The sequence below is a fragment of the Microbacterium canaveralium genome (genome assembly GCF_047238045.1).
Classification (GTDB): Bacteria; Actinomycetota; Actinomycetes; order Actinomycetales; family Microbacteriaceae; genus Microbacterium.
Genome location: NZ_JBDFMA010000004.1, coordinates 23,141 through 49,578 on the forward strand (window position 1 = coordinate 23,141; position 26,438 = coordinate 49,578).

The 26,438-nt window shown below is 66.7% G+C and carries 23 protein-coding genes and 2 pseudogenes; 11 read left to right on the top strand and 14 right to left on the bottom strand.

What is annotated here, in order from left to right; all coding sequences use genetic code 11:
- Genes ABC271_RS17605 through ABC271_RS17630 form a run of 6 tightly spaced genes read left to right on the top strand, consistent with a single transcriptional unit; the run spans window position 1 to window position 7,633 of the window.
- The gene (locus ABC271_RS17605; RefSeq protein ID WP_412926206.1) at window positions 1-1,629 is read left to right on the top strand and encodes a TrbL/VirB6 family protein; all 1,629 of its coding nucleotides are present in this window, start codon (window positions 1-3) and stop codon (window positions 1,627-1,629) included.
- The gene (locus ABC271_RS17610) at window positions 1,629-3,140 is read left to right on the top strand and encodes an SCO6880 family protein (RefSeq protein ID WP_412926207.1); all 1,512 of its coding nucleotides are present in this window, start codon (window positions 1,629-1,631) and stop codon (window positions 3,138-3,140) included. Before ABC271_RS17605 ends, ABC271_RS17610 begins: the two co-directional genes overlap by 1 nt.
- The gene (locus ABC271_RS17615; RefSeq protein WP_412926208.1) at window positions 3,140-4,783 is read left to right on the top strand and encodes an ATP/GTP-binding protein; all 1,644 of its coding nucleotides are present in this window, start codon (window positions 3,140-3,142) and stop codon (window positions 4,781-4,783) included. Before ABC271_RS17610 ends, ABC271_RS17615 begins: the two co-directional genes overlap by 1 nt.
- Window positions 4,780-6,582 carry a type IV secretory system conjugative DNA transfer family protein gene (locus ABC271_RS17620; protein ID WP_412926209.1) on the top strand — a complete coding sequence of 601 codons (1,803 nt, stop codon included), beginning with the start codon at window positions 4,780-4,782 and terminating at the stop codon, window positions 6,580-6,582. Before ABC271_RS17615 ends, ABC271_RS17620 begins: the two co-directional genes overlap by 4 nt.
- Window positions 6,582-7,280, top strand: coding sequence for a DUF4913 domain-containing protein (locus ABC271_RS17625; RefSeq protein ID WP_230006588.1), 699 nt, complete (start codon window positions 6,582-6,584; stop codon window positions 7,278-7,280). Before ABC271_RS17620 ends, ABC271_RS17625 begins: the two co-directional genes overlap by 1 nt.
- Window positions 7,277-7,633 (top strand): hypothetical protein, encoded by a 357-nt coding sequence (locus ABC271_RS17630; RefSeq protein WP_412926210.1) that lies wholly within the window; start codon window positions 7,277-7,279, stop codon window positions 7,631-7,633. The genes ABC271_RS17625 and ABC271_RS17630 overlap by 4 nt, the downstream gene beginning before the upstream one ends.
- Window positions 7,634-7,670: 37 nt before the next feature.
- On the opposite strand, the gene ABC271_RS17635 is transcribed toward ABC271_RS17630, so the two are convergent.
- The 6 genes and pseudogenes from ABC271_RS17635 to ABC271_RS17660 all read right to left on the bottom strand — a co-directional run.
- Window positions 7,671-7,919 carry a hypothetical protein gene (locus ABC271_RS17635; protein ID WP_412926227.1) on the bottom strand — a complete coding sequence of 83 codons (249 nt, stop codon included), beginning with the start codon at window positions 7,917-7,919 and terminating at the stop codon, window positions 7,671-7,673.
- 5 nt (window positions 7,920-7,924) lie between these two features.
- Window positions 7,925-8,227, bottom strand: a pseudogene (locus tag ABC271_RS17640) (transposase); the annotation flags it as partial.
- Window positions 8,145-8,534: an IS5 family transposase gene (locus ABC271_RS17645; RefSeq protein WP_290370223.1), complete on the bottom strand. Its 390-nt coding sequence runs from the start codon at window positions 8,532-8,534 to the stop codon at window positions 8,145-8,147. The pseudogene ABC271_RS17640 and the gene ABC271_RS17645, both read right to left, overlap by 83 nt.
- Window positions 8,535-9,162: 628 nt before the next feature.
- On the bottom strand, window positions 9,163-10,401 hold the full coding sequence (manD, locus tag ABC271_RS17650; RefSeq protein ID WP_412926211.1) for a D-mannonate dehydratase ManD: 1,239 nt from the start codon (window positions 10,399-10,401) through the stop codon (window positions 9,163-9,165).
- Window positions 10,398-11,771 carry a mannitol dehydrogenase family protein gene (locus ABC271_RS17655; protein WP_412926212.1) on the bottom strand — a complete coding sequence of 458 codons (1,374 nt, stop codon included), beginning with the start codon at window positions 11,769-11,771 and terminating at the stop codon, window positions 10,398-10,400. The genes manD and ABC271_RS17655 overlap by 4 nt, the downstream gene beginning before the upstream one ends.
- A pseudogene (locus ABC271_RS17660) lies at window positions 11,768-12,514 on the bottom strand (glucuronate isomerase); the annotation flags it as partial. The gene ABC271_RS17655 and the pseudogene ABC271_RS17660, both read right to left, overlap by 4 nt.
- A 30-nt stretch (window positions 12,515-12,544) precedes the next feature.
- On the opposite strand from ABC271_RS17660, the gene ABC271_RS17665 reads away from it, so the two are divergent.
- Together ABC271_RS17665 and ABC271_RS17670 are read left to right on the top strand one after the other, a co-directional pair.
- Entirely contained in the window at window positions 12,545-12,847 is a 303-nt protein-coding gene (locus tag ABC271_RS17665; protein WP_412926213.1) for an MmyB family transcriptional regulator, read from the top strand.
- 11 nt (window positions 12,848-12,858) lie between these two features.
- Complete coding sequence (locus ABC271_RS17670; protein WP_412926214.1) at window positions 12,859-13,185, top strand: carboxymuconolactone decarboxylase family protein; 327 nt, start codon at window positions 12,859-12,861, stop codon at window positions 13,183-13,185.
- Window positions 13,186-13,205: 20 nt separating this feature from the next.
- Here ABC271_RS17670 and ABC271_RS17675 read toward each other — a convergent pair whose 3' ends face one another.
- From ABC271_RS17675 to ABC271_RS17685, 3 genes are all read right to left on the bottom strand, one after another.
- Complete coding sequence (locus ABC271_RS17675) at window positions 13,206-13,346, bottom strand: hypothetical protein (RefSeq protein WP_412926215.1); 141 nt, start codon at window positions 13,344-13,346, stop codon at window positions 13,206-13,208.
- 34 nt (window positions 13,347-13,380) lie between these two features.
- Entirely contained in the window at window positions 13,381-13,608 is a 228-nt protein-coding gene (locus ABC271_RS17680) for a hypothetical protein (protein ID WP_412926216.1), read from the bottom strand.
- Window positions 13,609-14,062: 454 nt separating this feature from the next.
- Window positions 14,063-14,908, bottom strand: a complete 846-nt coding sequence (locus tag ABC271_RS17685; protein WP_230007015.1) for an undecaprenyl-diphosphate phosphatase — start codon at window positions 14,906-14,908, stop codon at window positions 14,063-14,065.
- A gap of 277 nt (window positions 14,909-15,185) precedes the next feature.
- Here ABC271_RS17685 and ABC271_RS17690 point away from each other — a divergent pair, with 277 nt between their 5' ends.
- From ABC271_RS17690 to ABC271_RS17700, 3 genes are all read left to right on the top strand, one after another.
- Window positions 15,186-16,232: an iron ABC transporter substrate-binding protein gene (locus ABC271_RS17690; RefSeq protein ID WP_371206736.1), complete on the top strand. Its 1,047-nt coding sequence runs from the start codon at window positions 15,186-15,188 to the stop codon at window positions 16,230-16,232.
- Window positions 16,233-16,315: 83 nt separating this feature from the next.
- Entirely contained in the window at window positions 16,316-17,791 is a 1,476-nt protein-coding gene (locus ABC271_RS17695; RefSeq protein ID WP_412926217.1) for an ABC transporter permease, read from the top strand.
- A complete protein-coding gene (locus tag ABC271_RS17700; protein ID WP_230007035.1) occupies window positions 17,788-18,837 on the top strand; it encodes an ABC transporter ATP-binding protein in 1,050 nt (349 codons plus the stop codon). Before ABC271_RS17695 ends, ABC271_RS17700 begins: the two co-directional genes overlap by 4 nt.
- Window positions 18,838-18,851: 14 nt before the next feature.
- Here the strand turns inward: ABC271_RS17700 and ABC271_RS17705 are convergent, their stop codons facing one another.
- From ABC271_RS17705 to ABC271_RS17725, 5 genes are all read right to left on the bottom strand, one after another.
- Window positions 18,852-21,305 (bottom strand): bifunctional lysylphosphatidylglycerol flippase/synthetase MprF, encoded by a 2,454-nt coding sequence (locus ABC271_RS17705; RefSeq protein ID WP_230007036.1) that lies wholly within the window; start codon window positions 21,303-21,305, stop codon window positions 18,852-18,854.
- Window positions 21,306-21,403: 98 nt separating this feature from the next.
- The gene (locus ABC271_RS17710) at window positions 21,404-23,161 is read right to left on the bottom strand and encodes an ArnT family glycosyltransferase (RefSeq protein WP_412926218.1); all 1,758 of its coding nucleotides are present in this window, start codon (window positions 23,159-23,161) and stop codon (window positions 21,404-21,406) included.
- A gap of 11 nt (window positions 23,162-23,172) precedes the next feature.
- Window positions 23,173-24,393, bottom strand: coding sequence for a bifunctional glycosyltransferase family 2/GtrA family protein (locus ABC271_RS17715; protein ID WP_412926219.1), 1,221 nt, complete (start codon window positions 24,391-24,393; stop codon window positions 23,173-23,175).
- Window positions 24,394-24,443: 50 nt separating this feature from the next.
- Window positions 24,444-25,133 (bottom strand): DedA family protein, encoded by a 690-nt coding sequence (locus tag ABC271_RS17720; RefSeq protein ID WP_230007039.1) that lies wholly within the window; start codon window positions 25,131-25,133, stop codon window positions 24,444-24,446.
- Window positions 25,130-26,374 carry a COG4705 family protein gene (locus ABC271_RS17725; RefSeq protein WP_412926226.1) on the bottom strand — a complete coding sequence of 415 codons (1,245 nt, stop codon included), beginning with the start codon at window positions 26,372-26,374 and terminating at the stop codon, window positions 25,130-25,132. The genes ABC271_RS17720 and ABC271_RS17725 overlap by 4 nt, the downstream gene beginning before the upstream one ends.
- Window positions 26,375-26,438: the final 64 nt, after the last annotated feature.

The following is a 26,438-nucleotide window of genomic DNA, read 5'->3' on the forward strand; positions in this document are numbered from 1 at the left end:
GTGGCTAGCAATGCCGGATGTTCGGGGTTTGACCCCTCGTGCTGGGCCAACGACTGGGTAAGCGGTGCAATCGGCAGCGCGATTGAAGACCTCGCAAAGGGCGTCGTGGAGGCGTACGGCAAGGCCGTCGCCTCCCTCGGCACCATCTGGGTCAACATTGGAACGCCCAACCTGACCGGCACCGGTGGCAGCTCGTCAATCTCGGCAGGATCATCGGCCCCCAACTCCGAAGGCATCATTACGGTGCTCAGTTGGGTGACGTGGATCGCAATCGTCATTGCCGGTATCTCGATCATCCTGCTCGGAGGGTTGATCGCTACGCGAATGCGCAACGGAGAGGGCTTCCAGGCCGCGGGGCGTATAGGGATCGTGCTTGGCGCGATCTTCCTGATAAGCGGTGCGACCGCACTCGTTTCAGGGCTACTCCCGCACGGGCCTCAAGGTGCCAGCGGCGCGGTGCTGTTCTTGCAGTCGTCTCTCTGGTGGTACATGGGGGCGGCGGCTGTCGCCTCGGTCATCATCGGCGGTGTCCGCATGGCATGGGAGCAACGTGCAGAACCAGGCAAGGAGACGGTGAAGAGTCTCCTGACTCTGATCGTCGTTGCCGGTGCGGGCGTGACGATTGTTGGCCTTCTCGTGTCGGCCTTCGACTCGTTCTCGGTGTGGATTCTTAATGGTGCGCTGAGCTGCGACGTAGGCGCAGACTCGGCCTGTTTCGGCCAGAACATCACCACGCTGCTCGCGCTGACCACCAACCCGAACACGGGTGGCCTCGGCTCGCTGCTGGTCATCATCTTCGGCATCATTGCGATCCTCGCGACGGCGGCTCAGATCGTGTTGATGATCGCCCGCGGTGGAATGCTCGTGATCTTGACGGGCATCCTGCCGTTGTCGGCCGCGGCCACCAACACCGAAATGGGTAAGGGGTGGTTCAAGAAGAACGTGGGCTGGCTCGTGGCGTTCATCCTCTACAAGCCAGCCGCGGCGATCGTCTACGCTGCGTCGTTCCAGCTCGTCGGAACGAACATCTTCCAGGACGACGGAACGGGCTTCATCGCCGTGCTCACGGGCCTCATTCTCATGGTGCTCGCGCTGTTCGCGATGCCCGCTCTGATGCGGTTCGTCACGCCCCTCGTCAGCTCCCTGTCGGCCGGTGCCGGCGGCGCACTGGGAGCTGCGGCGATCATGGCTCTGCCCTCCGGTGCTGCTGCTGGTCGCCTCGCGACCGGCTCGGGCGGTGGCTCCTCGGCGGGCGGCGGTCCTGGCGCTACGGGCAGTCAGGGCTCGACCGGAGCTGCTGGGCCTTCCGGCTCGAACGGCGGCGGTGGATCGGCTCCTCAGGCCGCTCAGGCGTCTAGCGCGGCTGGTGGCGGCGGTGGCGGCATGACGGGGGCCGCTGCCTCCTCGGGTGCCGCTGGCGGCGGTACGGGCGCTGCTGCCGCGTCTGCCGGTGGCGGAGCTGCCGCGGGTGGAGCTGCCGCGGGTGGAGCTGCTGCCGGCGTTGCCGGTGGCCCTGTCGGCATGGCCGCGGGCGTCGCGATCGGTGCAGCGGCTCAGGGCGTGCGAGCGGCCACAGGTGCCGCGAAGAACGTAGGCAACCAAGCAACGGGTGAAGGGAGCGCGAGCTGATGGCAACCGTAGAGACAAGCCGTAAGGGCGTCCGCACTTACGGGAACTGGCGTCAGCCGACGTCACCGGGGCTCCTCGGCCTCGGCACGGTTGGCACCGGCCTGATGTTCGTTGCGCTGCTGATTGTCATTGTCGTGCTGATGACGACGAACATCCTCAATGCCGTCATCACCGCCGCGGTGTTCGGCGGGATGATCCTGCTCCTGACCGTCCGCGACGGCGACGGTCGGAGCGTTCTCTCGCGCGCGGCGAACCGTGCCGCGTGGTCGTCGACGAAGCGGCGCAAGGCGAACGTGTACCGTTCCGGTCCCCTCGGCCGCTCGGAGTGGGGCACGAACCAGCTCCCCGGCCTGGCGGCGCAGTCCCGGCTCTCCGAACATGAGGACAGCTACGCCCGCCCGTTCGCGATGATCTACAACCCCCACGCGAAGACGTATTCGATCGTGATCGGCACCGAGCCTGACGGCGCGGCCCTGGTCGACCAGGAACAGGTCGACCTCTGGGTGGCCGATTGGGGTCACTGGCTGCGCAACCTGGCGGATGAACCGGGGATGGAGGCCGCTCAGGTGACGATCGAGACGGCCCCCGATTCGGGTCGCCGGCTGCGACGTGAGGTGGAGACGAACACCGACCCGGAGGCACCGGACTTCGCGAAAGCAATGCTCGGTGAGGTGGTGATGAACTACCCCGCCGGCTCGTCGACGGTGAAGGCGTACGTCGCGCTGACGTTCGCGGCGGCACCGCGCAAGGGCGCCAAGCCGCGCACCCCGGAGGACATGGGGCGCGAGCTGGCCGCTCGCCTTCCCGGCCTCACCGCGACGCTGCAAGCGACCGGTGCGGGGGCCGCGCACCCGCTGACAGCTCAGGAGCTGTGCGAGACGATCCTCGTCGCGTACGACCCGGCCGCGGCGTCCCTGATCGACGACGCTCACGCGAACGGTGACGTTCCCGATCTGAGCTGGTCCGACGTCGGCCCCACGGCTGCTCAGGCCAACTGGGACAGCTACCGGCACGACTCGGCAACGTCGGTCACCTGGCAGATGACTCAGGCCCCCCGCGGCCTGATCCAGTCGGGTGTGCTGGCGCGTCTGCTCGCCCCGCATCGCGACATTGCGCGCAAGCGCGTGACGCTGCTCTACAAGCCGATCGACCCCGCGCGGGCGGCGGCGCTCGTCCAGGCGGACGTACGAGCTGCGGAGTTCAAGGCCACGTCCAGCCGGAAGCCGGCGGCGCGTGACTCGCTCGCGCTGCGCTCGGCTCAGGCCACAGAGTCGGAAGAGGCATCGGGCGCGGGCCTGGTGAACTTCGGCATCCTCGTGACCGCGACCGTCATCGACCCGAGCAAGGAGGCCGACGCTCGCGCGGCGGTCGACAACCTCGGCGCGACCGCGCGTCTGCGGCTGCGCCCGGTGTACGGATCACAGGACAGCGCCTTCGCCGCGGCGCTGCCCCTCGGGCTTGTGCTGACCAAGCACGTAGCCGTCCCGGCGATGCTGAGGGAGGGAATCTGATGAGCCCTGATCTGATCGCGCTGCTCGCGCTGGGCGGGCTGGTCCTGCTCGTCGTGGTGGGCGCGCTCGTCTTCATCCGCACCGGACGAAAGAACACCGCCACGGGCGCCTCCGCGTCCGGTGGGTCGCTCACCTCTCGGGGGTGGAGCGGCCCCGGCGGCGGCATGTCGACGTACCTACAGCCCGTCCCGGAGTGGCGCGGTACGACGGTGCAGACGTGCGGCCTCTGGCCGTACGCAATCGGCGCCGGTACGCCGATGGTGGGCGTCCCGCTGGGCCGTCATATCCACACGGGGGCGACGCTCTGCGCCGACCCGATTTCGTGGTTCCAGCGGGCGAAGCTCATCAGCAACCCGTCTGTGTTCGTGCTCGGTAAGCCCGGGCTCGGTAAGTCGACGGTCATCGCCCGCATGGCGACGGGGCTCGCCGGCTACGGCGTGCAGCCGCTCGTGCTGGGCGACCTGCGCCCCGACTACGTGGAGGTCATCCGCGCGCTCGGCGGTCAGGTCATCACCCTCGGACGTGGGCGCGGATACCTCAACGTGCTCGACCCGGGCGAGGCCAAGGAAGCCGCGCAGCGCCTCATCGACGCCGGCTTCCAGAAGGAGGCCAACGAGGTACTGGAAGACGCCCACGGTCGCCGCCTGGCGATGGTGTCGTCCCTGCTGACGATCCAGCGCAAGTCTCCGCCGACCGACGTCGAGGAGTCGATTATCGACCAGGCCCTCCGCGTGCTCGATCGCAGCATGGAGGGTATTCCGGTGCTCTCCGACCTGCTGGCCGTCGTGCAGGAGGGTCCGACCGAGCTGCGTCAGGTCGCCGTCGACCGCGGCGATTTCAAGAAGTATCAGGAGATTACGCGCGGCCTCGAAGCATCGTTGCTGGCCCTGGCGACCGGTAGCGGTCGCCTCGGCGGCGTGTTCTCCCACCACACGACGAACCCCATGGCGCTTGACCGTCCGGTGGTCTACGACATTTCCGCGATCGGTGAGGCTGAGGGCGATCTGCGCGCGGCCACGCTGCTCGCGTGCTGGTCGAACGGCTTCGCGACGGTGAATATCGCCAACGTCCTCGCGGACGCTGGCCTGGAACCGCGCCGGCACTACTTCGTCATCATGGACGAGCTGTGGCGAGCCCTCCGCGCCGGTAACGGCATCGTCGACCGCGTGGACTTCCTCACCCGACTCAACCGTCAGGTGGGCGTCGGCACGGCGATGATTTCGCACACCATGGCCGACCTGAGCGCCCTCCCGGAGGAGGACCGTTTGAAGGCCAAGGGCTTCGTAGAGCGCGCCGGCATGGTCATGTGCGCGGGTCTGCCGTACACCGAAATGCCGGAGCTCACGACGGTCATCCCGTTCTCTGAGGCTGAGCAAGAGCTGTTGACCGGGTGGCAAGACCCGCCCGCGTGGGACGCCGCCACGGGCCGCGAGGTCGACCCTCCCGGCCGCGGCAAGTTCCTCGTGAAGGTCGGCACCCGACCGGGCATCCCGGTACAGGTGCAGCTCACGGAGGCTGAGCGCTCCATCCGCGACACGAACCAGCGATGGTACGAACAGTCCCGCACCGCCCGCCGTGCCGTACGCGCGGTGGAGGAGTTGGTGGAGGAGCACGAGGAGCGCGAGAAGGAGCCGGCACTGTGAGCACTCCGAACAACCGCCGCCGCGATCCCGGCGGCTTCGGCGGCGAGACGCTGATGCTGCTCGTCCTGATCGTCGTCGTCGTCGGGGGCTTGATCGTGACCAACGTCGCGGTGCGCCTGGGCGCGCAGCTCGACGGTACCGCGGCCGAGCTGCCGTCCGACCCGTTTGGGCTCACCCTCGGACTCATCCTCGGGCGCGTGGCGTGGCCGGCATCCGCGACGTGGATCGTCGCGGTTCTCGGCGCGGTCCTGCTCGTGCTGACGGTCCTCGTGATCGTCGGTGTCGTGCGTTACCGGAAGGGCCGGACCCGCGTCGACCGCGCCAGCTCGTACATGGGCCGCGGCAAGGACGTCGCCGGCCTGAGCCGACAGAACGCCGTGCAGTCTGCCGAGCGTCTCGGCGTGAAGGGCGTCGACGGTAAGCCGGTGCTGGGCGTACCGATCGGTAAGACGATCGGTGGGATGCCGCTGTGGGGCACGTGGGAGGACATGCACATCGACATTTGGGGGCCGCGTACCGGTAAGACCACCTCCCGCGCGGTGCCCGCAATTCTCGACGCCCCCGGCGGCGTGCTCGTCACCTCAAACAAGCGCGACGTGGTGGATGCCACCCGCGACGTGCGCGCGGAGGCCGGCCCGGTGTGGGTGTTCGATCCTCAGGGAATCGCGCTCGAGAATCCGTCGTGGTGGTGGAACCCTCTCAGCTACGTCACCGACGAGGTGAAAGCGGCCAAGCTGGCCGATCACTTCGCCTCGGGCTCGCGTGACCCCGGAGCCAAGACGGATGCCTACTTCGACCCCGCGGGGCAGGATCTCCTTGCGGGGCTCCTGCTCGCCGCGGCGCTCGATGGTCGACCGATCACCGACGTCTACGCCTGGCTGACGCGCCCCACGGAAGACGAGGCGGTGTCGATCTTGAAGCGGCACGGCTACAAGCTCACCGCTGACCAGGTGCGCGGCGTCATCATCGCCCCCGAGAAGCAGCGCGGCGGCATCTACGGCACGGCGCAGCAAATGGCGTCGTGCCTCACGAACCGTCAGGTTGCGTCGTGGGTGAACCCCCTGACGCAGACCGACCTTCGCCCTCAATTCGACCCCGCCGCGTTCGTGCGCGGCGGCGGCACGCTCTATTCGCTGTCCAAGGAGGGCCGCGGGACCGCCGGCCCGCTCGTGACGGCGCTGACCGTGGCCGTCGTCGAGGCCGCGGAGGAAATCGCCGCGGCATCCCCCGGGGGCCGTCTCGCGGTGCCCCTGCTCGGCGTGCTCGACGAGGCGGCGAACGTCTGCCGCTGGCGTGAGCTGCCGAACCTTTACAGCCACTACGGCTCGCGCGGAATCGTCCTGATGACCATCCTGCAATCGTGGTCGCAGGGCATCGACGTATGGGGAGAGTCGGGCATGCGCAAGCTGTGGTCGGCCTCCAACGTCAAGGTCTACGGCGGCGGTGTGGCCGAAGAAACCTTCCTCGAATCGCTCTCCAAGCTGATCGGTGACTACGACCGTCAGGCGTCGTCGGTGTCGTCGGGTCGCGGTGGGCGCAGCGTGAACCAGCAGCTCCACCGTGAGCGCATCCTGGACGTCGCGGACCTGTCCGCGATGCCGAAGGGTCGCGCCGTGGTGCTGTCGTCGGGGAACCGCCCGACGCTGATCCGCACGCAGCCGTGGATGACCGGCCCGCACGCCGAGAAGGTGAAGGCGTCGATCGCCGCACATGACCCGGCTGCGCAGGGGACGATCAATGAGGCTCAGGAGTCCGTGCGCGCCGTGGCCCGCGCGGAGAACGATCGAGAGGCCGTCTGATGAGCGACAACTGGGGCGACAACGACGGGATCGAGGCTGAGCCGTTCGACGTCGACGACGAACCGACCGCGGAGCGCGAGGAGCGCGAGCCCGGACGCATGTTCGGACTCGACGTCGCGGAGGTCGTCGAAAGCATGGCGCGGCCGGCGATCGCGCGGACGCTGCAGAAGGCCGTCCGCGACGTCGTAAACGAGGTCGTCGACGCGGAGGTGACGGAACAGCTCGACCCCTCCGTGATCGAGGAGCTGCAAGCGCAAGCGGCCACCGCCGCGCGGCGAGCGGTCGGCGCCGCTCTCGACGAGCTGGACGAGGAGCCGGCCAACGAGGAGCCCGAGCTGTACTTCGGTTCGGTCGACGAGTTCGTGCGGGGTTTCCTGCTCCCCAACTACAAGCGTCGCGTGGACGGTCAGCGTGTCATGTGGGCTGCGGAGTGGTGGAAATACGCCGAAGCCGTCGCGCGTCTCGACGCGCTCTGGCGCGCGTGGGAGCACCTGCGACAGGACGCGCAGACGGGCATGTCTGTGTGGTTCCGCGATCACGCCGAGCACCACATGTCGATCCTGCTCAGCACGGATGGTCCCTTCGCCGCGGCCGGCGAGGGCAAGAACGGTGAGAACGTGAACGACAAGGGCGAGCCGCTGCCGTACGCGCCGCCGCCTGAGGGTCTGTTCCCTGACGTGCGCGAGGTGACAGCGTGAGTGCTGTCGTGAGCCGCCGCGAGTCGTGGGTGCGCTCGTACGCCGCTCCCTTCGCGATCCGTGTCGCTCTCTGGCAGACCGCGTGCGCGATCGCCCTGCTCGTGGCCGCGGGTGTCGTCTCGATGGTGTCGGCCGACGCGATCGCCCACGCCGTCGCCGCCGGCTCGGCGCTCGTCGCCGCCGTGGTGCTGTTGGCCGCGGTGATCGGGGCGATGCTGCACCTTGCGGCGCTGCGGATGCTGCCCCGCCTTCCCGTCCGCGATGGGGGCGGTCCCGCTCGCCCCTCGGCCGCGGTGCGGGCTCGGATGCAGGAACGACGAATCGACGGTGACACGCCCCCTGAGCTGCGCTGAGCGCCAACGAGAGAGGGACCGGGCCTAGGCCGTGTTGCTATATCCGTTGGAGTGCTGCGGCGAGGTTGAGTCCGGCTGCGTATGAGGTGGCGGTCTTGTCGTAGCGTGACGCGAGTCCTCGCCACTGCTTGATGAAGCTGAAGCATCGTTCGACGACGTTGCGGCCCTTGTAGCGTTGCTGCTGCTCGAGGCCGAAGTTGATCGGTCGACCGGGTCGCTTGCGTCGGTGCGCGATCTGGTCGTCGCGCTCGGGGATCGTGGCCTTGAGCCGTGCTCGCGTAGCCACGCCCGGTTCTTCTTTGACGGGTAGCCCTTGTCCGCGAGCACCCGGTCGGGTCTCGTGCGTGCAGGGCCTCGGCCACGGACGTGGATCTCGTCGAGGGTGTCGGTGAACATGCTGGTGTCTGCGATCTGCCCGCCCGTGAGCACGAATGCCAACGCCCGCGCCTGCCCGTCGCAGACGAGGTGGATCTTCGTCGTCAAACCGCCTCGTGACCGGCCGATCGCGTGGTCAGGAGGTTCCGGCCCGTACTTCTTGTAGTTCGCCGGAGCCCCCCGTGTCGCGGGGCAGGGTCGCGCCGTGCTGGTGGACACGCGCGATCGAGGAGTCCACCGACACGACCCAGTCGATCTCGCCCTGCAAAGACGCCCGCTTCTGCACGTGGGTGAGAAGGTCTTCCCAGACACCGTCGGCCGCCCAGCGACGGAAGTTCTTGTACATCGTGTTCCAGTTCCCGAACCGCTCGGGCAGATCACGCCACGCCGTCCCCGTCCGGAACCGCCACGCGGTCGCCTCGACAACCATGCGCCGAGCGACGGGAGGGCGACCACGCGTCCTCGCCGGCGGAAACACGTCCTTGATCAGCTCCCACGCCTCATCTGTGATGACATCTCGCGACACGCTTCAAGGATCGCCCCGCCCCTGCGGAACAGGATTTAGCAACGCGCCCTAATCCTGGCCACACCGGATACGTCGTGATCGTGGTCACCGCAGCATCGCTATACGTTGGCGCCTTGAGGTGACGTCCTGCTACTTCGGCCTGATTCAGTGAGCGGGGGTACCTGGCACGCCCGTCGTGCTACTTCGTACGATCAGTTCGAATTCCGCCGTACGAGGGATGAGCGGTTCATCGTTTTCGAGGGCGTTGAGGATGAGCGTTGCACTTCACTCGATTAGGAGACACGCCCTAGTGCTGCGCCGATAATCGACGTTATGTCAGTTCGCCGACTCACACTGCCCGCCGTCCCCGGGCAGTCTTCACTCGGTCACCGTCAGCCTTCGGCATAATCGCGCCGACGGCGTAATGCCTGGCACCGGGGGTGGCAGCGGGGCGGCAACCGCCACAGCGCGTCCGCGAGCAGTCATCACCTACGCCTGTACGAACTTCTCTCCGGCACGGGTGAGGGCAACAGGAGTTGCGCCTCGAAATCGCGTAGCGGTCGTCCGATCTCTCGGCTTTTGCCGACGCCGGAGACCCCCATCACCACCACGGCGCCGAACCCGGGCCCGGCCGCATCCGCTTCAGTGGTCACCAGTCGTGCACGGTTCCGTCGGCGAGGCGGTTGTAGGGCAGGTAGGCCTGCACGTAGGGGTACCTGCCGGCCTCGTCGAGGTCGAGCTCCACGCCGATGCCGGGCTTGTCCCCCGCATATAGCATCCCGTCGTTCCAGGTGAAGGACTGCTCGAACACGGAGTCGGTCTTCGCCCCGTGCATCATGTACTCCTGGATGCCAAAATTGTGGATGGCGAGCCCCAGGTGCATGGCCGCCGCCATGCCCACCGGCGAGATGTCGGTGGGGCCATGCATGCCCGACTTGATCTGGTACTGCGCGGCGAACTCGAGCACCTTTTTGAGGTGCGTGATGCCTCCGGTATGGGTCACGGCGCTGCGCTCGTAGTCGATGAGCTGCTCGCGAATGATGAGCTGGTAGTCCCACACGGTGTTGAAGATCTCGCCGATCGCGAGCGGCGAGGTGGTGTGCTGACGCACCAGCCGCAGTGCCTCCTGGTTCTCGGCGGGCGTCAGGTCTTCGATCCAGAACAGGTCGTAGGGCTCGAGCGACTTGCCCAGGCGCGCGGCTTGGATTGGGGTGAGCCGGTGGTGCGCGTCGTGCAGCAGGGGAAGTTCGGCGCCGAACTCGATGCGCACCGCCTCGAACACCGTGGGGATGTGACGGAGGTAGGCGCGGGTGTCCCAGTCCTCCTCGTTCGGCAAGGCACCACGCTGTGCCGGCTCGTGGTCGTAGCGCACACCCTTGTTCGCTTCGAAGGTAGCGTTCGACGCGATGCCGTAGATCGAGTTCAATCCCGGCACGGCGGACTGCACGCGGATGGCCTTGTAGCCCTGCTCCTGATGCGAACGGATGCTGTCGAAGATCTCGTCGTTCGTCTTGCCGGAGGCGTGACCGTAGGCGAGAAGCCCCGTGCGTGAGGCTCCCCCGAGCAGCTGGTAGAGCGGCATCCCGGCCGCCTTCGCCTTGATGTCCCACAGGGCGACGTCGACCGCAGCGATCGCCGCCATGGTGACCGGGCCACGGCGCCAATAGGCGGATCGGTAGAGGAACTGCCAGGTGTCTTCGATCGACGAGGCGTCGCGGCCGATGAGCAGCGGCACGACATGCTCGCGCAGGTAGGCGACCACGGCGAGCTCGCGCCCGTTGAGGGTGGCGTCGCCGAGGCCGCTGAGACCGTCGTCGGTCGTGAGCTTGAGCGTCACGAAATTGCGGTCGGGGCTGGTGACGATGACTTCGGCTTTGTCGATGATCATTCTGCGGCTGTCTTTCTGCTGTCGGAGGTGAGGGCGTCGGCGACCGACGCGACGGCGAGGGCGAAGGGCGCATCGGCCGCGAGCTCGGGGTCGATTAGAGCGAGACTCGCCGGTGTGCCTCCCAGGGTGGCGCCTGCGATCCAGGTTCCCAGCACCCGGGCGCAGGCATCTGCAGTCCGCCCCGCCGCCCTCTCGAGCCGTGCGACCGGCACGATGCGCACGCGGAGCTTGGTGAGGCCGCCTTCGGCGATCTGCGTGAGCCGGTGCTCGATCCGCGAGTTCTTGAAGCGGTTGAGCAGAGCGGATCGGTAGTCGGCAACCTCCACCGCCGGGAGGTGACGCACGGCCTCATCCCAGAAGCGCTCGACCTCGTCGCGGCAGACCGGATCGGCTATTGCTTCCGCCACGGTGAAGTGCCCGCGGAGCCGGCCCGCCGACGCGAGGTGGATGTGAGCGCCGTTCAGCAGCCAGAGCTTGCGGTTCTCCCACGGCTCGATGTCGTCGACGAAGCGGGCGCCCGCCGTCTCCCAGGCTGGCCGGCCGGCCGGGAACGCTCCGGAGAGCACCCAGTCGGAAAACGGCTCGGCCACTACGGGTGCGGCGTCGATCCAGCCCGTCGCGCGCAGTACCTCGTCGGTTTCCGGCCCCGAGTTGCGTGGCGTGATGCGGTCGACAGAGGTGGAGACGCACGAGACCTTCGCGCCCAGCCAGGTGTCGAGTTCGCCGGAGACCAGCGCAGCGAACGCTCGCAGTGCGCCGCGCAAGACCTCGCCGTTGTGCGGCAGGTTGTCGCACGGAACCAGCGCGATGGGGCCGGCCCCGGCGCGACGGCGGGCGTCGAGCCCCAGCACGATACGGCCGATCGCCGTGGCCGGCGCCCAGGGCTCGGGCGGCGAGGCCGGCATCGGCGCCCCCTGAGCGGTCACCCTCCTCACCAGCTCCACGTCCTGCTGAACGGCGGGATCGTTTAGGTCGAGCCCGCCCGCCGGCGTGAGCCGGTATCCCGCCTCGGTGATGGTGAGCGTGAGGATGGCGGTCGATGGTTTCGCGAGCATCCGCAGCAGCTCCCCGACCTCGCCTCCAGGCACCGCGCGCACGATACTGCCCACTACCTCGAAAGCGTCGTCGTCACGCCCGCGCTCCACGAGCGTGTACACGCCCCCCTGCCCGTCAAGCAGTTCGGGAAGCTGTCGGCTACGACCTGTGAATGCCACGATGCCCCAGTCGGCGGCATCGTGCGCGTGTGCCGTATACCAGGCCTGGTGAGCGCGATGAAAGGCGCCGAGGCCGAGATGCACGATGCGCTCTGGTGGTAGGCCACCGGGCTCGGGCGAGCGGGTGAGCCGCCTGCTGGCGAGAACCTCGCTCACAGCTTGAACACCCGGGTGGGGATCTCGTCGACCAGGTCGACGATGATCTGCTCGGCGGCCGCCTGCGCGACACGGCCCTGGCTCACCAGCCGCGCGAGGTACGAGGCGTCGGCGCGGCGAGCGGTGTCGTGCCGCGCCGGGATGGAGAGGAACGCGCGGGTGTCGTCGATGAATCCGGAGCTACGATAGAAGCCCGCGGTCTCCGTGACGGCCGACCGGAAGCGATCGATCGCATCCGGTGCATCAAGGAACCACCACGGCGCCCCGATGAAAACGCTCGGGTAGAACCCGGCGAGCGGCGCGATCTCACGCGAGAAGGCCGTTTCGTCCACCGTGAACAGGACGATGTGCAGATCTCGCTCGAGACCAACCCGCTCCAGCATCGGGCGGAGGCCGTTCACGAACGACGTGGGCACCGGGATGTCGTGGCCGGTGTCGGGTCCGTAGCGCTCGAAGGTGCGGGTGCTGTGGTTTCGGGTCACCCCCGCGTGGATGGTCATTACCAGGCCGTCGTCGACGCTCATTCGCGCCATCTGCAGCAGCATGTGGCCGCGGAACTCGCGGCGCGCAGCCGCATCCGCCGACCCGTCGAGCACGGAGGCGAAAAGCGCCTCGGCCGCGAGGGGCGACAGGTCGACGGTGTGGGCCTCCTCCACCCCGTGATCGGCAGAAACCGCACCATTCGCGATGAAGTGGGCACGACGGGCCTGCAGCGCGTCAAGGTAACCGGCGAAGGTGCCGGGCCGGGCCACGACCCCGGCGACAGCGCGCTCATGGCGCTCGTGGGGCGCCTATCGGTACAGAGCCCGGAATTCCGTGTCTGGTGGGCCGACCACACTGTTCGCATGCACAACACCGGCGTGAAGACCATCAACCACCCCGTCGTCGGAGAAGTCGCTCTCGAGTATGAAGTGCTCGAGGTCCCCTCCGCTCCCGGCATCCGCGTCACCAGCTACCTCACCGCACCGGGCACGCCCTCGGCCGACGCGCTAAACCTGCTACGAAGCTGGACCGCCGAACCGGCAACCACCATTCACGTCGACCACCTCAACTCCTCCCCCGTCGACCCCGCCTGAAAAGACCGGACATGACCGAGCAAAGCATCGCGCAACGCATCGTCGGGGACTTCGCCCCGAAACTCGCCACCGTCACCGACGACGTCCTCTTCGCCGACATCTGGGAACGCCCTGGCCTGTCCCCCCGCGATCGGAGCCTAATCACGGTGGCGGCCCTCCTCATGGGCGGCAACATCGACCAGCTCAAAGGACACACCGCCCGGGCCTTAGCCAACGGCGTCACCCCGGAAGAGCTCGGCGAAGCCATGACGCACCTGGCGTTCTACGCCGGGTGGCCCAAAGCATTGTCCGCGGTGACCGCGGCTCGTGAAGTGATCGAGAAGGACGGAAACGCATGAGCGACCGGAGCTATGACGAGCTAGCGCTCATCGCCCGGGCTGACGAACTCTCCATCAGTTCCCTCCGCAAGAACGACACTCCGCCCCTTCGTGCCGATCAGAAACACCCCGAAGCGGAGAACCGGCATCTCCACCCCGTTGTTCAGCGTGACCGTCTGCATGTTTCTCTCCTTCTCATGAGTACTGACAAGGCCGTCAGAGCGCGGCCTGATCGCGGATGTCAGCGAGGGCGTTCATGAACCCCTCCGAGCAGCCGCTGGAACCCGCCAGCCGGTCGAACGAAATCTCATCCAGGCGACGCCCGACCACGTCCGCCGGCAGGGCTTCTGCGAACCGCTGCTGATACCCGAGCGAGGTGTCGTTCTCGGCCGGTGTGGTGATCTCCACCTCGCTGACTCGCCCGTCTGCGACAGTGAGAGTCACGTCCTGGTGTGACGGCAGCGACCCATACCACCCCGCGCGGCGTACCTCCCATCGCGGTACTCCGCGCCCAACACAGCGGCATCCGCTGACGCAAGCGACGGGCTCGGCGACGGTGCGGCATCAGGAGACGATGAGCAGCCGGTTAGCCCGACGGCCCCGACGATCACCGCGCCGACCATCGTCGTTGCGCCTCGAGTTGCCGACATTCGATTAATCTGCCCGTTCATGCGACCGACGCTACGTGGGCGAGGGAGGACACTGAGAGTCCCTACCGTTCGCCCTCACCCACGGGTCCCAGGACGGTTCGGCGTCACCAGAAGAATCGGCGGGAGGCGGGTAGGAGCAGCGCGCACAGACTGGCCCCAGTTTGGGTTAGGGGCAATTCGACGAGCGATATGAATGATTGCCGCGACCGAGTCGTTCTGGTCCTTTGCGCTGGTAGTCACTGATCGTCTCAGCCGGTGATGGCAGAGTACGCCGGCAGCACGCCGAGGGTCAGCAGGATCATGACCAGCACGCCCAGGGCGACGCGGTAGATCACGAACGGCAGGAAGCTGCCGCGTCGGAGATACCGCATAAGGAACGCAATCACCACGTAGCCGACGATAAACGCCATGACTGTTGCGATGCCCGTCTCCACGAGGTTGTACGGACCGGTGCCTTCGCTGGAGCTTTTGTAGAGCTCGTAAAACCCGCTGGCGAAGACGGCGGGGACGGCGAGCAGGAACGAGTACTCCGCCGAAGCGGTGCGCGTGTAGCCGAGCGCGCGACCGAGGGTGGTGGTGGCACCCGAGCGCGAGACGCCAGGGACGAGCGCGAGGGCCTGTGCGAAGCCGTAGGCGATGCCGTGCGGGTAGGTGAGGTCGTCGAGGTCGCGGCGTCGCTTTCCGTAGTGGTCGGCGAGACCGAGCAGGATGCCGAAGACGATGAGCACGACGGCGGTGATCCACAGGCTCCGGAAGTTGTCGCGGATGAGGCTCTGCAGCAGCACGCCCAGCAGGGCGATGGGGATCGTGCCGATGATGACGAGCCAGCCCATGCGGGCGTCGGGGTCGTTGCGCGGCACCTTGCCGGTGAGCGAGCCGAACCACCGCGAGATCACGCGGGCGATCTTCTTGCGGAAGTAGATCAGCACGGCGAGCTCGGTGCCGATCTGGGTGATGGCGGTGAAGGTCGCACCCGGGTCGGTCTGCGACGGGAGGAACTCGCCCACGATGCGCAGGTGCGCGCTGGAGGAGATGGGGAGGAACTCGGTCAGGCCCTGGACGAGCCCGAGGATGATGACCTCGAAGATATGCATGCGGTCCTTCGGTGGGTGACGTGCTGTGGGCGCGAGGGCGAACCGGCTACTAACGATCCGGCATCGCGGTCTTCTGTTGCCGCGTCGCGACGAGGTCGGAGGGCCCCGGTTTTGCCTCTGACCTCGGATTTAACGCAGGGACCACTAAGACGTTTCTAAGAAATGGGCGACGCGCCGGGAGTGGCGCCCTCATTTTGAAAATGATGCCGCCGCCCCGTTACTTTGGTTAGGCATACCTTGCTTGAGCCGCGGAAGCGGCGTGCCCGATTGGACCCCCATGAAGCGCTTTTCCCGTGCGTTGGTTATCGCCGCAGCCTCCGCGACCGTTCTGGCTGGCTGCTCCGCCAGCCCCACGAACCCCTCGGCTGCATCCCCCGACGACAGCAGCCAGGTGACAGGCTCCATCACGGTCTACAACGCCCAACACGAGGAGCTCACGCAAGCGTGGGCGGACGCGTTCACGGCAGACACCGGCGTGGAGGTTGTCCTGCGAAACGGCAGTGACTCGGAGCTGGCGAATCAGATTGTGCAGGAAGGGTCAGCGTCCCCGGCCGACGTGTTCCTCACCGAGAACTCCCCGGGTGTCTCTCTCGTTGACCAGAACAACCTCCTCGCCCCCGTGGATCAGTCCACCCTCGATGTGGTCCCCGCGCAGTACCGCGCGGGATCGGGCAACTGGACGGGCATCGCGGCGCGCTCGACCGTCCTCGTGTACAACCCGTCCCTGATCAGCGAAGCGGACCTCCCCGTGTCCTTGATGGACCTGCAGGACCCGAAGTGGCAAGGCAAGTGGGCCGCCTCGCCCGGTGGAGCTGACTTCCAGGCCATTGTCTCCGCGGTGGTGGCTACCGAAGGCGCCGATGCCGCCGCGACGTGGCTTACCGGGATGAAGACGAACGCCACCGCCATCCAGGGCAACAGCAACGTAATGAAGGCCGTCAACGCCGGCCAGATCCCGATGGGTGTGATCTATCACTACTACTGGTACATCGACCAGGCAGGAACCGCCGAGAACAGCGGCAACACCAAGCTGCACTACTTTGGCAACGAGGACCCCGGCGCATTCGTCAGCGTCTCCGGTGGTGGCGTGCTGGCATCCAGCAGAAACGCCCCCGCAGCCCAGGCCTTCCTCGCGTACGTCGTGTCCAAGGCGGGTCAGGATGTGCTGCGCACCGGCTCGAGCTTCGAGTACACCGTTGCCAGCGACGTGGCCGCCAACGCCGCCCTCCCGCCTTTGGCAGGTCTGGGCGCCCCGACCATCGACCCCTCCACCTTGAACGGTCCCGAGGTCGTGGACCTGATGACGTCGGCGGGTCTGCTCTGACAACGCCGACACAGCGCACGCCGCCCACACCCCTGAGAAGGTCTGGGCGGCGTGCGCCGTTGCTTCTGGTCGTCGCTGTCGCGGTGATCACCGCTTTTACGCTCATCCCCGTGGGGTTCGTCGGCTGGTTCGTGATGGCGACGGGGCCTGACGCGCTCGGGCAGCTTCTCTTTCGTCCACGCATCGGTGAGCTCCTCACCAACACCGTCCTCCTCATCCTCATCGCCGTGCCGCTGTGCGTGAGCGTCGGGGTGGGCGGTGCCTGGCTCGTGGAGCGCACGACCCTCCCGTTGCGGCGCGTGTGGTCGGTGCTGCAGGTCGTCCCGCTGGCCATCCCCGCATTCGTGGTCAGCTACGCGTGGGCTAGCACCGTGCCCGCCTTCGGCGGCCTTGCAGGCGGTGTCCTCATTGCAGTCCTCGCATACAGTGGCCTCGTTTACCTCCCCGCCCTCGCCACGTTGCGCCGGCTCGACCCTGCCCTGGAGGATGTGGCTCGCTCCCTCGGGCACTCCAACGCCCGTGTGTTCTGGACGGTGGTGATCCCCCAACTGCGGTACGCCATTAGCGGAGGAGCCCTGCTGGTCGGGCTGCATCTTCTTGCGGAGTACGGCGCCTTCGCGCAGATCCGGTTCGAGACGTTCACCACCGCCATCGTGGTGCAATACAGTTCCGCGTTCGCCGGTCCCGTCGCCAATGCCATGGGCGCGATCGTGGCGGTGCTGGCGCTGCTCATGCTCACCACCGACTCCCTCGCCCGGGGCCGAGTGAAATTCGCTCGAACAGGATCCGGCGCCCCGCTCCCGGCGCAGCGCACCGTCCTTGCACCCCTTGCCGGCGTGCTGCTCACCGTCGCGCTGGCGCTGTACGCGAGCTTGTCCGTAGCCGTTCCGACCGCGACGACCGGCCGATGGCTCCTCGGCGGACCGTGGTGGGATCAGCGTTGGCTTGGCGACGCCCTCGTCACCACCGTCATCCTGGCCGTATCCGGCGCCGCGGTCACCTCGGCGGTGGCGTTGGTTCTGGCCTGGCTGGGCGTGCGCTACCCCGGAAGGGCGACGCGGGTCCTGGAAAGCGCGAACTTCGTCGCGTCCAGCTTCCCCTCGATCATCGTGGCCCTGGCGCTGGTCACCGTCACCCTTCGTGTTCTGCCTGTGGCGTACCAGACGGTGTTCACCGTACTGGCGGCCTACCTCATCCTGTTTCTCCCCCGGGCGGTGGTGAGCATCCGCAGCGGCCTGGCTCAGGCCCCACCCATCCGTGAGGAGGCTTCCCGCACGCTGGGGCAGAGTCCCGTGCGGACCTTGCTGCGGGTGACGGCGCCGGCCATCATGCCCTCGGTGCTGGCTGGGGCAGCCCTGGCTGGTATCGGGATGGCCAGCGAACTCACCGCCACGCTTCTGCTCGCACCGAACGGGACGCGGACTCTGGCGACAGAGTTCTGGTCCGCCAGCACGTCCGTGCAATACGTGGACGCGGCACCCTACGCGGTCCTCCTCACCGTCATCAGCATCCCCGCTGTCGCCCTGATGTATCGACAAGCCCGAAAGCGCACCGCATGAGAATCGACGTCACCGACCTCTCGTACAGCATCGGAGCTCAGACCATTCTCGACAGCATTAGTTTGAGCATCGAGGACGGCTCTCGAGCGGCCATCGTGGGCCCCTCCGGTAGCGGTAAGAGCAGCCTGATTCGCGTGATCGCCGGTCTCGTATCCCCGTCCCGCGGCACCGTGTCGCTGGGCGGACGGGTGGTGACAGGCACCCGCAGCGTACCGGCGCACCGCCGGGGGGTCGCGTATGTTCCACAGGACGGGGCCCTCTTCCCTCACCTCAGCGCGGCGGCAAACATCACCTTCGGTCTGCCCCGAGCACAGCGTCACACGGCACACGAGTGGGCGGAGATTGTCTCCTTGGACACGACGCTCCTCACGCGCTACCCACATGAGCTGTCGGGGGGGCAGCAGCAGCGCGTCGCTCTCGCCCGTGCGCTGGCGGTGAAGGCGCGCGCCATCGTTCTCGATGAGCCGTTCAGCGCACTGGATACGGACCTCCGGGCGGAAGCTCGTCGAAATGTCGTGGAGGCCCTGGAACGTGTGGGTGCCACCGCCATCCTTGTCACCCATGATCAACAGGAAGCGCTTAGCTTCGGCGACCGGCTCGGCGTGCTGGAGGCGGGCTCGTTGACGCAGTACGGCGCGCCGCTGACGCTTCACGACTACCCGCGAACGGCGCGTATCGCGGCAATGCTGGGGGCAGTGGTGTCTCTCGACGCCACCACGGACGGTTCCACAGCGACGACCGCGTTCGGCCCAGTGCCTCTTCGGCATGCTCCTGCAGCTGCAGCGCCCACTCCCGGGCGGGTGTCTGTCCTCCTCCGTGAAGGACAACTGGCCCTCGTCAGCGGCACACCGAATGCCGTCATCGTCCGCGTTGAGGGCGAAGGACAGTGGGACCGTGTCACGGTCCTCACCGACCGCGGCTCCGGCGCCGCGGTGACCGCGCGGCTGTTGCGGCGCCCCGGCAGCGCTTCCGTGACGGGTAGCGAGGTGCGCATCGGCGTTGGCGGTACGGGCTACGTGTTGCCTGTCGGGCAGGACGCGTTGTGACCACGGCGCAGCGCTCAGAGGGATGTGGAGGGTTTACGCAACATCCCCACCATCCGAACCGCTGCCGGAAGCGTCAGGTTCGGTAGGTAGCTACGCGCGACGGCGACGGCGGCAGCGGGAAGGATGGCTGTGTCCGGATACAGCAGCCAGAGGGAGTCGAACCGGGGCTGGAATTTCCGTTTGAAGCTGAGCAGCGAGCGGAAGCCGTAGCCCGGCTCGATGACCTCGCCCAACCGCGCGAGGAGGCGTTGGAGCACAGCGCTGTCCCCGTCGTCGTCGGGGACGGAAGCGAGCGGTGACCCGGACAAGCTCATGCGCGCGAACCCCTTCTCCTTCATCCGGGTTGCGACGCTGCCGATCACGAACTCCATCACCCCGTTCATGGCGTCAGAGCGGCGACGCATGAAATCGAGGGTGTACCCGTCTATGACGCCATCCTGCCCGTAGAGCGGCAGCCAACTGGTGACGGCCTGAATCCGTCCCTGGGCTTCGGTGGCGAGCATGAGGCGCACGTCGGGATCCGTGAGCTCGTCCGCACCACCGAGGGTGAACTCCATCTCGGGCAGGCTCTTTTCCGCCACCCATGCTTCCGAGATGTCACGGATCTGCGCGTGCTCGGCGAACGTGAGTTCCGGCCAGCTCGTCCACCTGGCCGTGACGTTCTCGCGTGCTGCTCGGTTCGTTGCGGTGCGGATGTCTTGACGGCGTTTGCCGGACAGGCTCCACTCGGTCAGAACAAGGGTGGCCTCTTCCGCAACGGGCAGGCGCTGCCACCCGAGTTGTGCGTACGCCGGCGCTTCGGGGTCCATCACGCTGTAAAAGACCGGCGTCCAGCCGTGGGCGCCGCAATATTCGACGAACCCGGTCACCACCGACGGGTCCGACGCGTCCGGACCGAACGCTCCTCCCAGGGTTACGGCGACGGCACCTCGAACACGGAAAGCGAAGCCCGCGTCGCGGTCGGGGGCGAACCAGTAGGTGTTCCCCGGCCAGGTCGCCATGAATGACAGATTGTCGCCCCCGCCCCGCTGCAGCAGGGAGCGAGCGCGTTCCCGGTTGACGGCACCGTGCACCGCACCGGGGGCGAGAACGAAGAAGGCTGTCCCGACCGATGTGCACACCCACACCCACAGAGACGGTAGATACCAGCTCACCTGCGCCCACCCCGACACCGGCACGAACGTCAAAGCGTCGGATGGAACGAGTGTGGGAGGGAGCAGGCGCAGGGGGAGCCTGCCGAGAATCTCCCACACCGGGGTCGACGGCATGAACCCGTATGGATCCACCAGGGCCCCGGCCGCGCCGATCAGCAAAGCCCCACCGACCCCCACCCCGAGGGTGAGGATGAAGCGTCGGCGAGCGGGTGTTGCCGAGCGTGCGGGTGCCTCCCGACGAAACACCACCAGGGTGACCGCCGTCATCAAGGGCACGACGGCCGCGACGATACTGCCGATGAGGGTCTGCCACACGTACTCCTGAGCCTCGACGTCCTGAGTGAGGGCGACGGCGGCCAGCGTCTCCGGCTGCACAACAACGAACAAGAACGCCATACCGGCGGAGAACAAGCCATTCAGCCCGACAGCAATCCACAGCGCCGCTCGGCGGCCTCGAAAAATTCCCCACGCGGCCAATGCGCCCACAAGCGCGGGCAGCACGGCGATGACACCCGCCGCGGGGTGGAGTTGCTCGATGGCACGGAACGATGCTGGGCATGCGGCGCCCACTGAGCCGAATGCGCAGGCGCGCCCGTCTGCGATGACCACCGGGTCGTGGGAGAGGAAACCATAGACGGAGAGCAATCCAGATCCGGAGCCGACCAGAGTGGCCAGCACCGGTCCGACGGCTGTCACAAGCGTTAACGACGCCAACAGAACACGTTTCTCGTGGTGGGTACTGCGGACCAGACGAAACGGTTGGCGTCGGCCGCCCAGGACAAACCCGACGACCATTCCAACCGGTACGGCCGCAAGAGAGAACAGATCGTTCGAGCTCCCCGAGTACAGGAACGCCGTAATGGCGCCCGTGGCGACGAACAGGCGAACGCGGCGGCGCCAGAGAGCGCTCGAGAATGAACTGGCGGCCATTGCGGTGCAGATGAGGGCGACAACCGGCGTAACGGTGCTCACCGTCGGCGCATTCAAGGGAAGAAAGTCCGCGAACTGCTCCTCAAGGTATCCAGTACCGATGCCTACTGCGGTAGAGAGCACGCCGCCGACGCAATAGCTGAGCAACGTGCGCAAGCTGCCCATGGCGTGCTCGGCGAACCCCAACACGACGAGGGCGAGCGGGATCACGCCGATGAGGGCTAAGGGGCCGGGGACGGCGAACAGGGACAGGAGAGTGCTCGGCCAGTGCTCCCCCTGCGTGGTGACGGTCTCGCCGAGGATGTGAGGCGTGATTCTGAGCTGCGGGACGATGTTGCTGGCGACACTGAGTACCGCAATGGCTGCGGTCAGCGCGATAGCCACGGGATGGCGCCGCACCCACCCTCGAACGCGCGCTGACGAGAGCCCCGGCTGGGGGTGTGCAGCTGTGTGTGCGGGTGTCGCCGTTTCAAGGTGCACGCTCATGTCAGTACCTGCTCGGATGTCGTGTTGCTGTGAGCTGTGAGATCCGTCAGCGGCGTCGTCAGGTCGTAGATGATCTCGCCTCCGATCCACTGGGAGGAGAAGTGCGTCTTCACCCACGCGGAGATCTCCCCGCCCCGGCTCCCGAGGAACCAGTGCACGTTCCCTTGGGCCACCAGGTTTTGGAACTGCGCCAACGTCGGGGTGGGGTCGGTGTGTTTGTAACCGCCGATGGGCATGACGGATACCCCAGCGGCCAGCTGATACTGCGCAGCGGTGGACGAACCGAGCTCGGTTGCTACCGACCATCGGTACCGCGCCGCGTCGGCTCTTAGCGCATCCAAGAGGGCGGGCTCGATGAGGTAGGACGGAGAGGCATCGGCACTGCGATCCGAGATCGGGGTGATTGAGGCACCCGCGTGACCTTGGGAAATGATCGCCGCGGACGTTGCGATGGGGCCTGCAAGGAGCATCACCGCTGCCGCGGTGAGGGTGGCCCGTTCGCGTCTGCGAACGTCGCCGAGTGCGATGACCGCCGCCACGACCACCCCCGCAAGCGCGAACGCGACGGCAAGAAGGAAGTGGTCGGGGCCGTGGCCCATGAGCATCACGCCGCCCCATGTAGCGGTCACAATGACGGCGGCGGCTAGGACTGTCCTTCCGAGGCGTCTTCGCTCAGCTCCCCACAACAGGGTCGCTCCCAAAGCGATTGTGCCAGCCAGCGCGGGTACCAACGCCACAGAGTAATAGGAGTGATAAATCCCCCGCATGAAGCTCAACCCCGCGTCGGTGAGAAGGGTACTCGCGGACATGAGGGCGAGGCTCGCGATGGCGGCATCCGGGCGTCGCCAGCTTCGCCAGTGCACGATCAAAGCCCCGGCAGCTACCACCGCAGCGCCAGGAAGCATCCATCCGATGAGATCACCTGAGGAGCCCACGAGAAGACGGTCAATGCCCGGTTGGCTGCCTCCGGCGAGGTTACTGCCGCCGCCGAGGATTCGCCCAAAGCCGTTGTACCCCAGGGTGAGGGACAGAAAGCTGTCATCGACGCTGCCTCCCACCCACGGGCGTTGACCCGAAGGCACCACGCTGACAATCGCAACCCACCATCCGGCCGTCAGAACAAGCCCACCGGCGGCGACAAGGAGGGAGTATGCGCGTCTGCGAAGGGTCCCCTGCCCCGCCCAGAGCACGACGAAGACAACCGCGGGCAGGATCAGGAACGCCTGCAGTTGTTTCGTGAGAAATCCCACACCAAAGGCTGCGCCAGCGAGAAACACCCACCGGTGCCGACCGTCCTGTAGCGACCGGACGACGCCGTACAGGGCAGTAGCCAACGTCAGCGTGAGGAGGGCATCGGGGTTGTTGTATCGGAAGATGAGCGCCGAGACAGGGGTCATCGCGGTGATGAGCCCGGCGAACAATGCCGCGCCGGGTGGGGTGATTCGTCGCGTTGTGGCGTAGACGACCAGCACAGTGACCACTCCGATGAGAGCTTGAGGTAACAGCACCGCCGTGGGGCTCAGCCCCAGCAGGCGCACGGAGAGAGCCATCACCCAGATACTCGCTGGAGGTTTGTCGACGGTAATGAGGTTGCCCGGGTCGGATGCGCCGTAGAGGAACGAGGTCCAGTTGTTGGCACCGGCTTGTGCTGCTGCCGAGTAAAAGGAGTTCGCCCAGCCGGTGGTTCCGATACCGACGAGGTATGTCGTCGCGGTGACCGCGACCAGCACTGCGCCGGCGAAGACATCCGGCATCCGGGCCCGTGTCAGGGGCCGCATGACGCGGCTGTCGTCGTTGCGGGTTGATTGTCGCCAGCGGTCGTCCGGTCGGCGGGGCGAGCAAACACCCACAGGCGCAGCAGTGTGAATCGCATCGCGGTCGCGGCAAGGTTGGCGGCGGTGAGAACGACGAGTTCCACTGTAGCGGAGGCGTCCGCGGCCGAGGAGTGCAATACAAGAAGCGCACCCGAGGTCAACGCCCACGCGAGACCGAAAACGACTAGCCCCTGGAGATGATGGCGTGTGCGCCCGAGACCGCCGCGGACGGCGAAAGTGAACCGGCGGTTGGCGGCGGTGTTGGCTACGGCGGTGACGAGCAGGGCGAGGAAATTGGACAGTTGCGGGGCGAGCCCCGCCGCGAGAATCAGGTAAAGGAGGGCGTAGGCGAGGGTGGAGAACCCTCCGACGAGCAAGAACCTCATCACCTGCCCTGCGAAGGAGGGGATCTCAGCGGGAAGGAGAGGCTTGCGTCCGAGCTCGGTGTAGATCGCGGTGACGGGGATACGTCCGGTCGCGATGTCGCGGCTGACTCGGACCATGCCGCGCATGTCTTCGACAGCGGTAAGGATGAGATTGACGCTGCTGTGCGTGTCGTCGACCCAATCCACCGGTACTTCGTGGATACGAAGGCCCGCACGCTCGGCGATGACCAACAACTCCGAGTCGAAGAACCACCCGCTGTCCACCACGTGGGGCAGTACAGTACGTGCGATGTCGCGGCGGATTGCCTTGAACCCGCATTGAGCGTCTGTGAACTCCACGCCCATCGTTCTACGCAGCAACATGTTGTACCCGCGAGAGATGAACTCGCGTTTGGGTCCGCGCACGACCCGAGACGAACGTGCATGACGCGTGCCGATCGCGACATCCGAGTGTCCAGACGTCAGCGGCGCGATCAACGGCGGTAGCGCGCGAAGGTCAGTCGACAGGTCGGCGTCGACATACGCGAGCACTTCCGCCTGTGAGAGAAGCCACGCGATCTTCAGAGCGTGTCCGCGCCCCTTCTTCTCCAAGCGCAGATACTGCACACCCGGCAGCGTGGATTGCAGCATCGCACTAATGACCGGTGTCGAGTCGACGCTGGCGTTGTCAGCGATGGTAATCATCCACGGCTCGCTGTACGTCGAGGAAAGGAAACGATGGAGCGTGCGGATGGAGGCGTCAAGGGTGTCTTGCTCGTTGTGGACGGGCACGACCACCTCGAGCATCAGCCGGCTATCTACGTCCATAGTGTGTCTCCGCTCCGCGTGGTGATGGCTTACTGGGTGTCGTCGGCTGGGAGGTGCCGCTTGGCGGAGGAGCGTCGGAAGTGTCTGATTACGAGGTAGATCACCCCGCCGACGATGGCGGCGTAGACGACGTAGCTGAGCAGGTTGGAATACTGCTCGACGAGGTCGTACTGGGTGCCAAGGAGTACTCCCCCGCCGATGAGGAGTGCATTCCAGATGCCGCTGCCTGCAACGGTGAGCACCGAGAATCGCCAGAAGTTCATCCGTTCGGCACCGGCGGGGAGGGAGATCAGGCTCCGCACGCCGGGAACGAGTCGTCCGAAGAACACCGCGCTTCTGCTGTGCCGGGAAAACCACGCTGCGGCTCGGTCGAAGTCGGATCGGTCTACGAGGGGTAGTCGGGCCAGCCAGCGGATGGAACGCTCAAGACCAGCCCAGGCGCCGAGTGCATAAAGCACCACGGCACCAAGGTATGCGCCCAGCGTGCTGGTGAGCACCAGCAGCCAAAAATTCATGCCGTTGTTGTGAGTGAGGAATCCCGCCAAGGGAAGGATGAGTTCGCTGGGGATAGGCGGGAACACCGTTTCAAGGAAGGTGAACACTCCTACGCCCCATTCCCCGATGCCTTGCATCAAGCTGACACCGAATCCGACGATGCCGGTGAAGTTGTGAGGGTCGGTGGGAGCGGTGGCGGCCGCAAGAAGTGTCGCGGTGTTCATGAGTTCAGGGTCTCCAGCAGGGTGCTCAAGGCGTCGGTTTGCAGGGTGGGGTCAGGCGAGGCGGAGCGCACGGCTCGGAGGGCTTTGTCGATCTGGCCGTCGAGGACTGCCCAACCGGTGCCATCCAGCGGCTCCAACGTGGGTTGATCTCGATCCCACGCGGTTTCCAGGTCCGTGATGCGGGTAGCTGCCTCTGCGGTGTTACCCGCCTGGACGAGCCTCAGGGTGTCCTGCACGATGGTGCGGTAGGTGCTGATGTTCGCGGGCGGGAAGTTCGCCGTTGCTGATTCCCCGGGGGCGAGGGTCACGTTCGCCGCGGGCGCCTCCCTGCTCGCGGCGGCGGTGCCGTGGGGCTGAGTATTCGCCCACACCAGAACTCCCGCAGCAAGCACCGCAACGGCCGAGAAGTATCCCAGCATGACGCGCTGTCGAGTGGGGGTGGTGGGGGGTGTGACGGCGGGCCGCACTTTCTCGACGGTGTCGACGCGCGTGATGCTCAGGTAGATGACGGTGGCGAGAATGGCGGTGAGGAAGATGATGCTCGTCAGTCCGACGCCAAGGCCGAGACCGCCATCCGTGGTGGGAAACCCCATCCAGTCGCCCAGGTTTGCGCCCAGTGGGCGGGTGAGGATGTAGGCCAGCCAGAACGACAGGACGGCGTTCGCGCCCAAGCGCCACCCGAGGATCACCGCGAGGATGAGTCCCGCGGGCAAGAGAACCGACACCCCGGGGCTCCACCCGGTCAGTTCGAGGATCCAGTCGCCGGAGGCGGTGCCCAGGGCGAAGGTGACCAGGATGGCCAGCCAGTAGAACAGTTCTCGCCGGGTGGTGGTGATGCTGTGAATGGACAGGGTCCGCTGGCTACGCCACCACACCCCGAACACAACCGCGAGGACGATGGCGAACACGGTGGTGCTGGCGGCGAGGGGGATGCCGAGGTCGTCGGTGAGGATGTCGGTGTACAGGGTGCCGGCGACGCTAACGACGACGACGGTTAGCCAATAGACGAACGGCACGTAGCGGCGCAGGAGGAGCTGCCACGCGAGCACACCCACCAGCACCGCGGTGAAAATGATCGCCGTCACCTCCAGCCCCACACCCAACGTCACGTTGATCCAGTCGGCGAAGCTCTCACCCACCGTCGTGCAAAGGATCTTGATCACCCAGAACCACACGGTGATCTCGGGCACCTTGCTAAGCATGTTGCGCCGAGGCAGAACCGGCGACGGAGTCGATGTCATCACGCGAGCACGCTACGAATCCGGCTCTAAGACGCGACTCAGAATGGGGGGAACGGCTCGGGAG

Bases quoted from the DNA above. Each gene is read 5' to 3' on its own strand.
- ABC271_RS17610 (WP_412926207.1), top strand. From the start codon at position 1,629: ATGGCAACCGTAGAGACAAGCCGTAAGGGCGTCCGCACTTACGGGAAC.
- ABC271_RS17615 (WP_412926208.1), top strand. From the start codon at position 3,140: ATGAGCCCTGATCTGATCGCGCTGCTCGCGCTGGGCGGGCTGGTCCTG.
- ABC271_RS17625 (WP_230006588.1), top strand. From the start codon at position 6,582: ATGAGCGACAACTGGGGCGACAACGACGGGATCGAGGCTGAGCCGTTC.
- manD (WP_412926211.1), bottom strand. From the start codon at position 10,401: ATGATCATCGACAAAGCCGAAGTCATCGTCACCAGCCCCGACCGCAAT.
- ABC271_RS17665 (WP_412926213.1), top strand. From the start codon at position 12,545: ATGGCGCTCGTGGGGCGCCTATCGGTACAGAGCCCGGAATTCCGTGTC.
- ABC271_RS17670 (WP_412926214.1), top strand. From the start codon at position 12,859: ATGACCGAGCAAAGCATCGCGCAACGCATCGTCGGGGACTTCGCCCCG.
- ABC271_RS17675 (WP_412926215.1), bottom strand. From the start codon at position 13,346: ATGCAGACGGTCACGCTGAACAACGGGGTGGAGATGCCGGTTCTCCGC.
- ABC271_RS17685 (WP_230007015.1), bottom strand. From the start codon at position 14,908: ATGCATATCTTCGAGGTCATCATCCTCGGGCTCGTCCAGGGCCTGACC.
- ABC271_RS17690 (WP_371206736.1), top strand. From the start codon at position 15,186: ATGAAGCGCTTTTCCCGTGCGTTGGTTATCGCCGCAGCCTCCGCGACC.
- ABC271_RS17700 (WP_230007035.1), top strand. From the start codon at position 17,788: ATGAGAATCGACGTCACCGACCTCTCGTACAGCATCGGAGCTCAGACC.
- ABC271_RS17710 (WP_412926218.1), bottom strand. From the start codon at position 23,161: ATGCCGGATGTCTTCGCCGGCGCAGTGCTGGTCGCGGTCACCGCGACG.
- ABC271_RS17715 (WP_412926219.1), bottom strand. From the start codon at position 24,393: ATGCTCGAGGTGGTCGTGCCCGTCCACAACGAGCAAGACACCCTTGAC.
- ABC271_RS17720 (WP_230007039.1), bottom strand. From the start codon at position 25,133: ATGAACACCGCGACACTTCTTGCGGCCGCCACCGCTCCCACCGACCCT.
- ABC271_RS17725 (WP_412926226.1), bottom strand. From the start codon at position 26,374: ATGACATCGACTCCGTCGCCGGTTCTGCCTCGGCGCAACATGCTTAGC.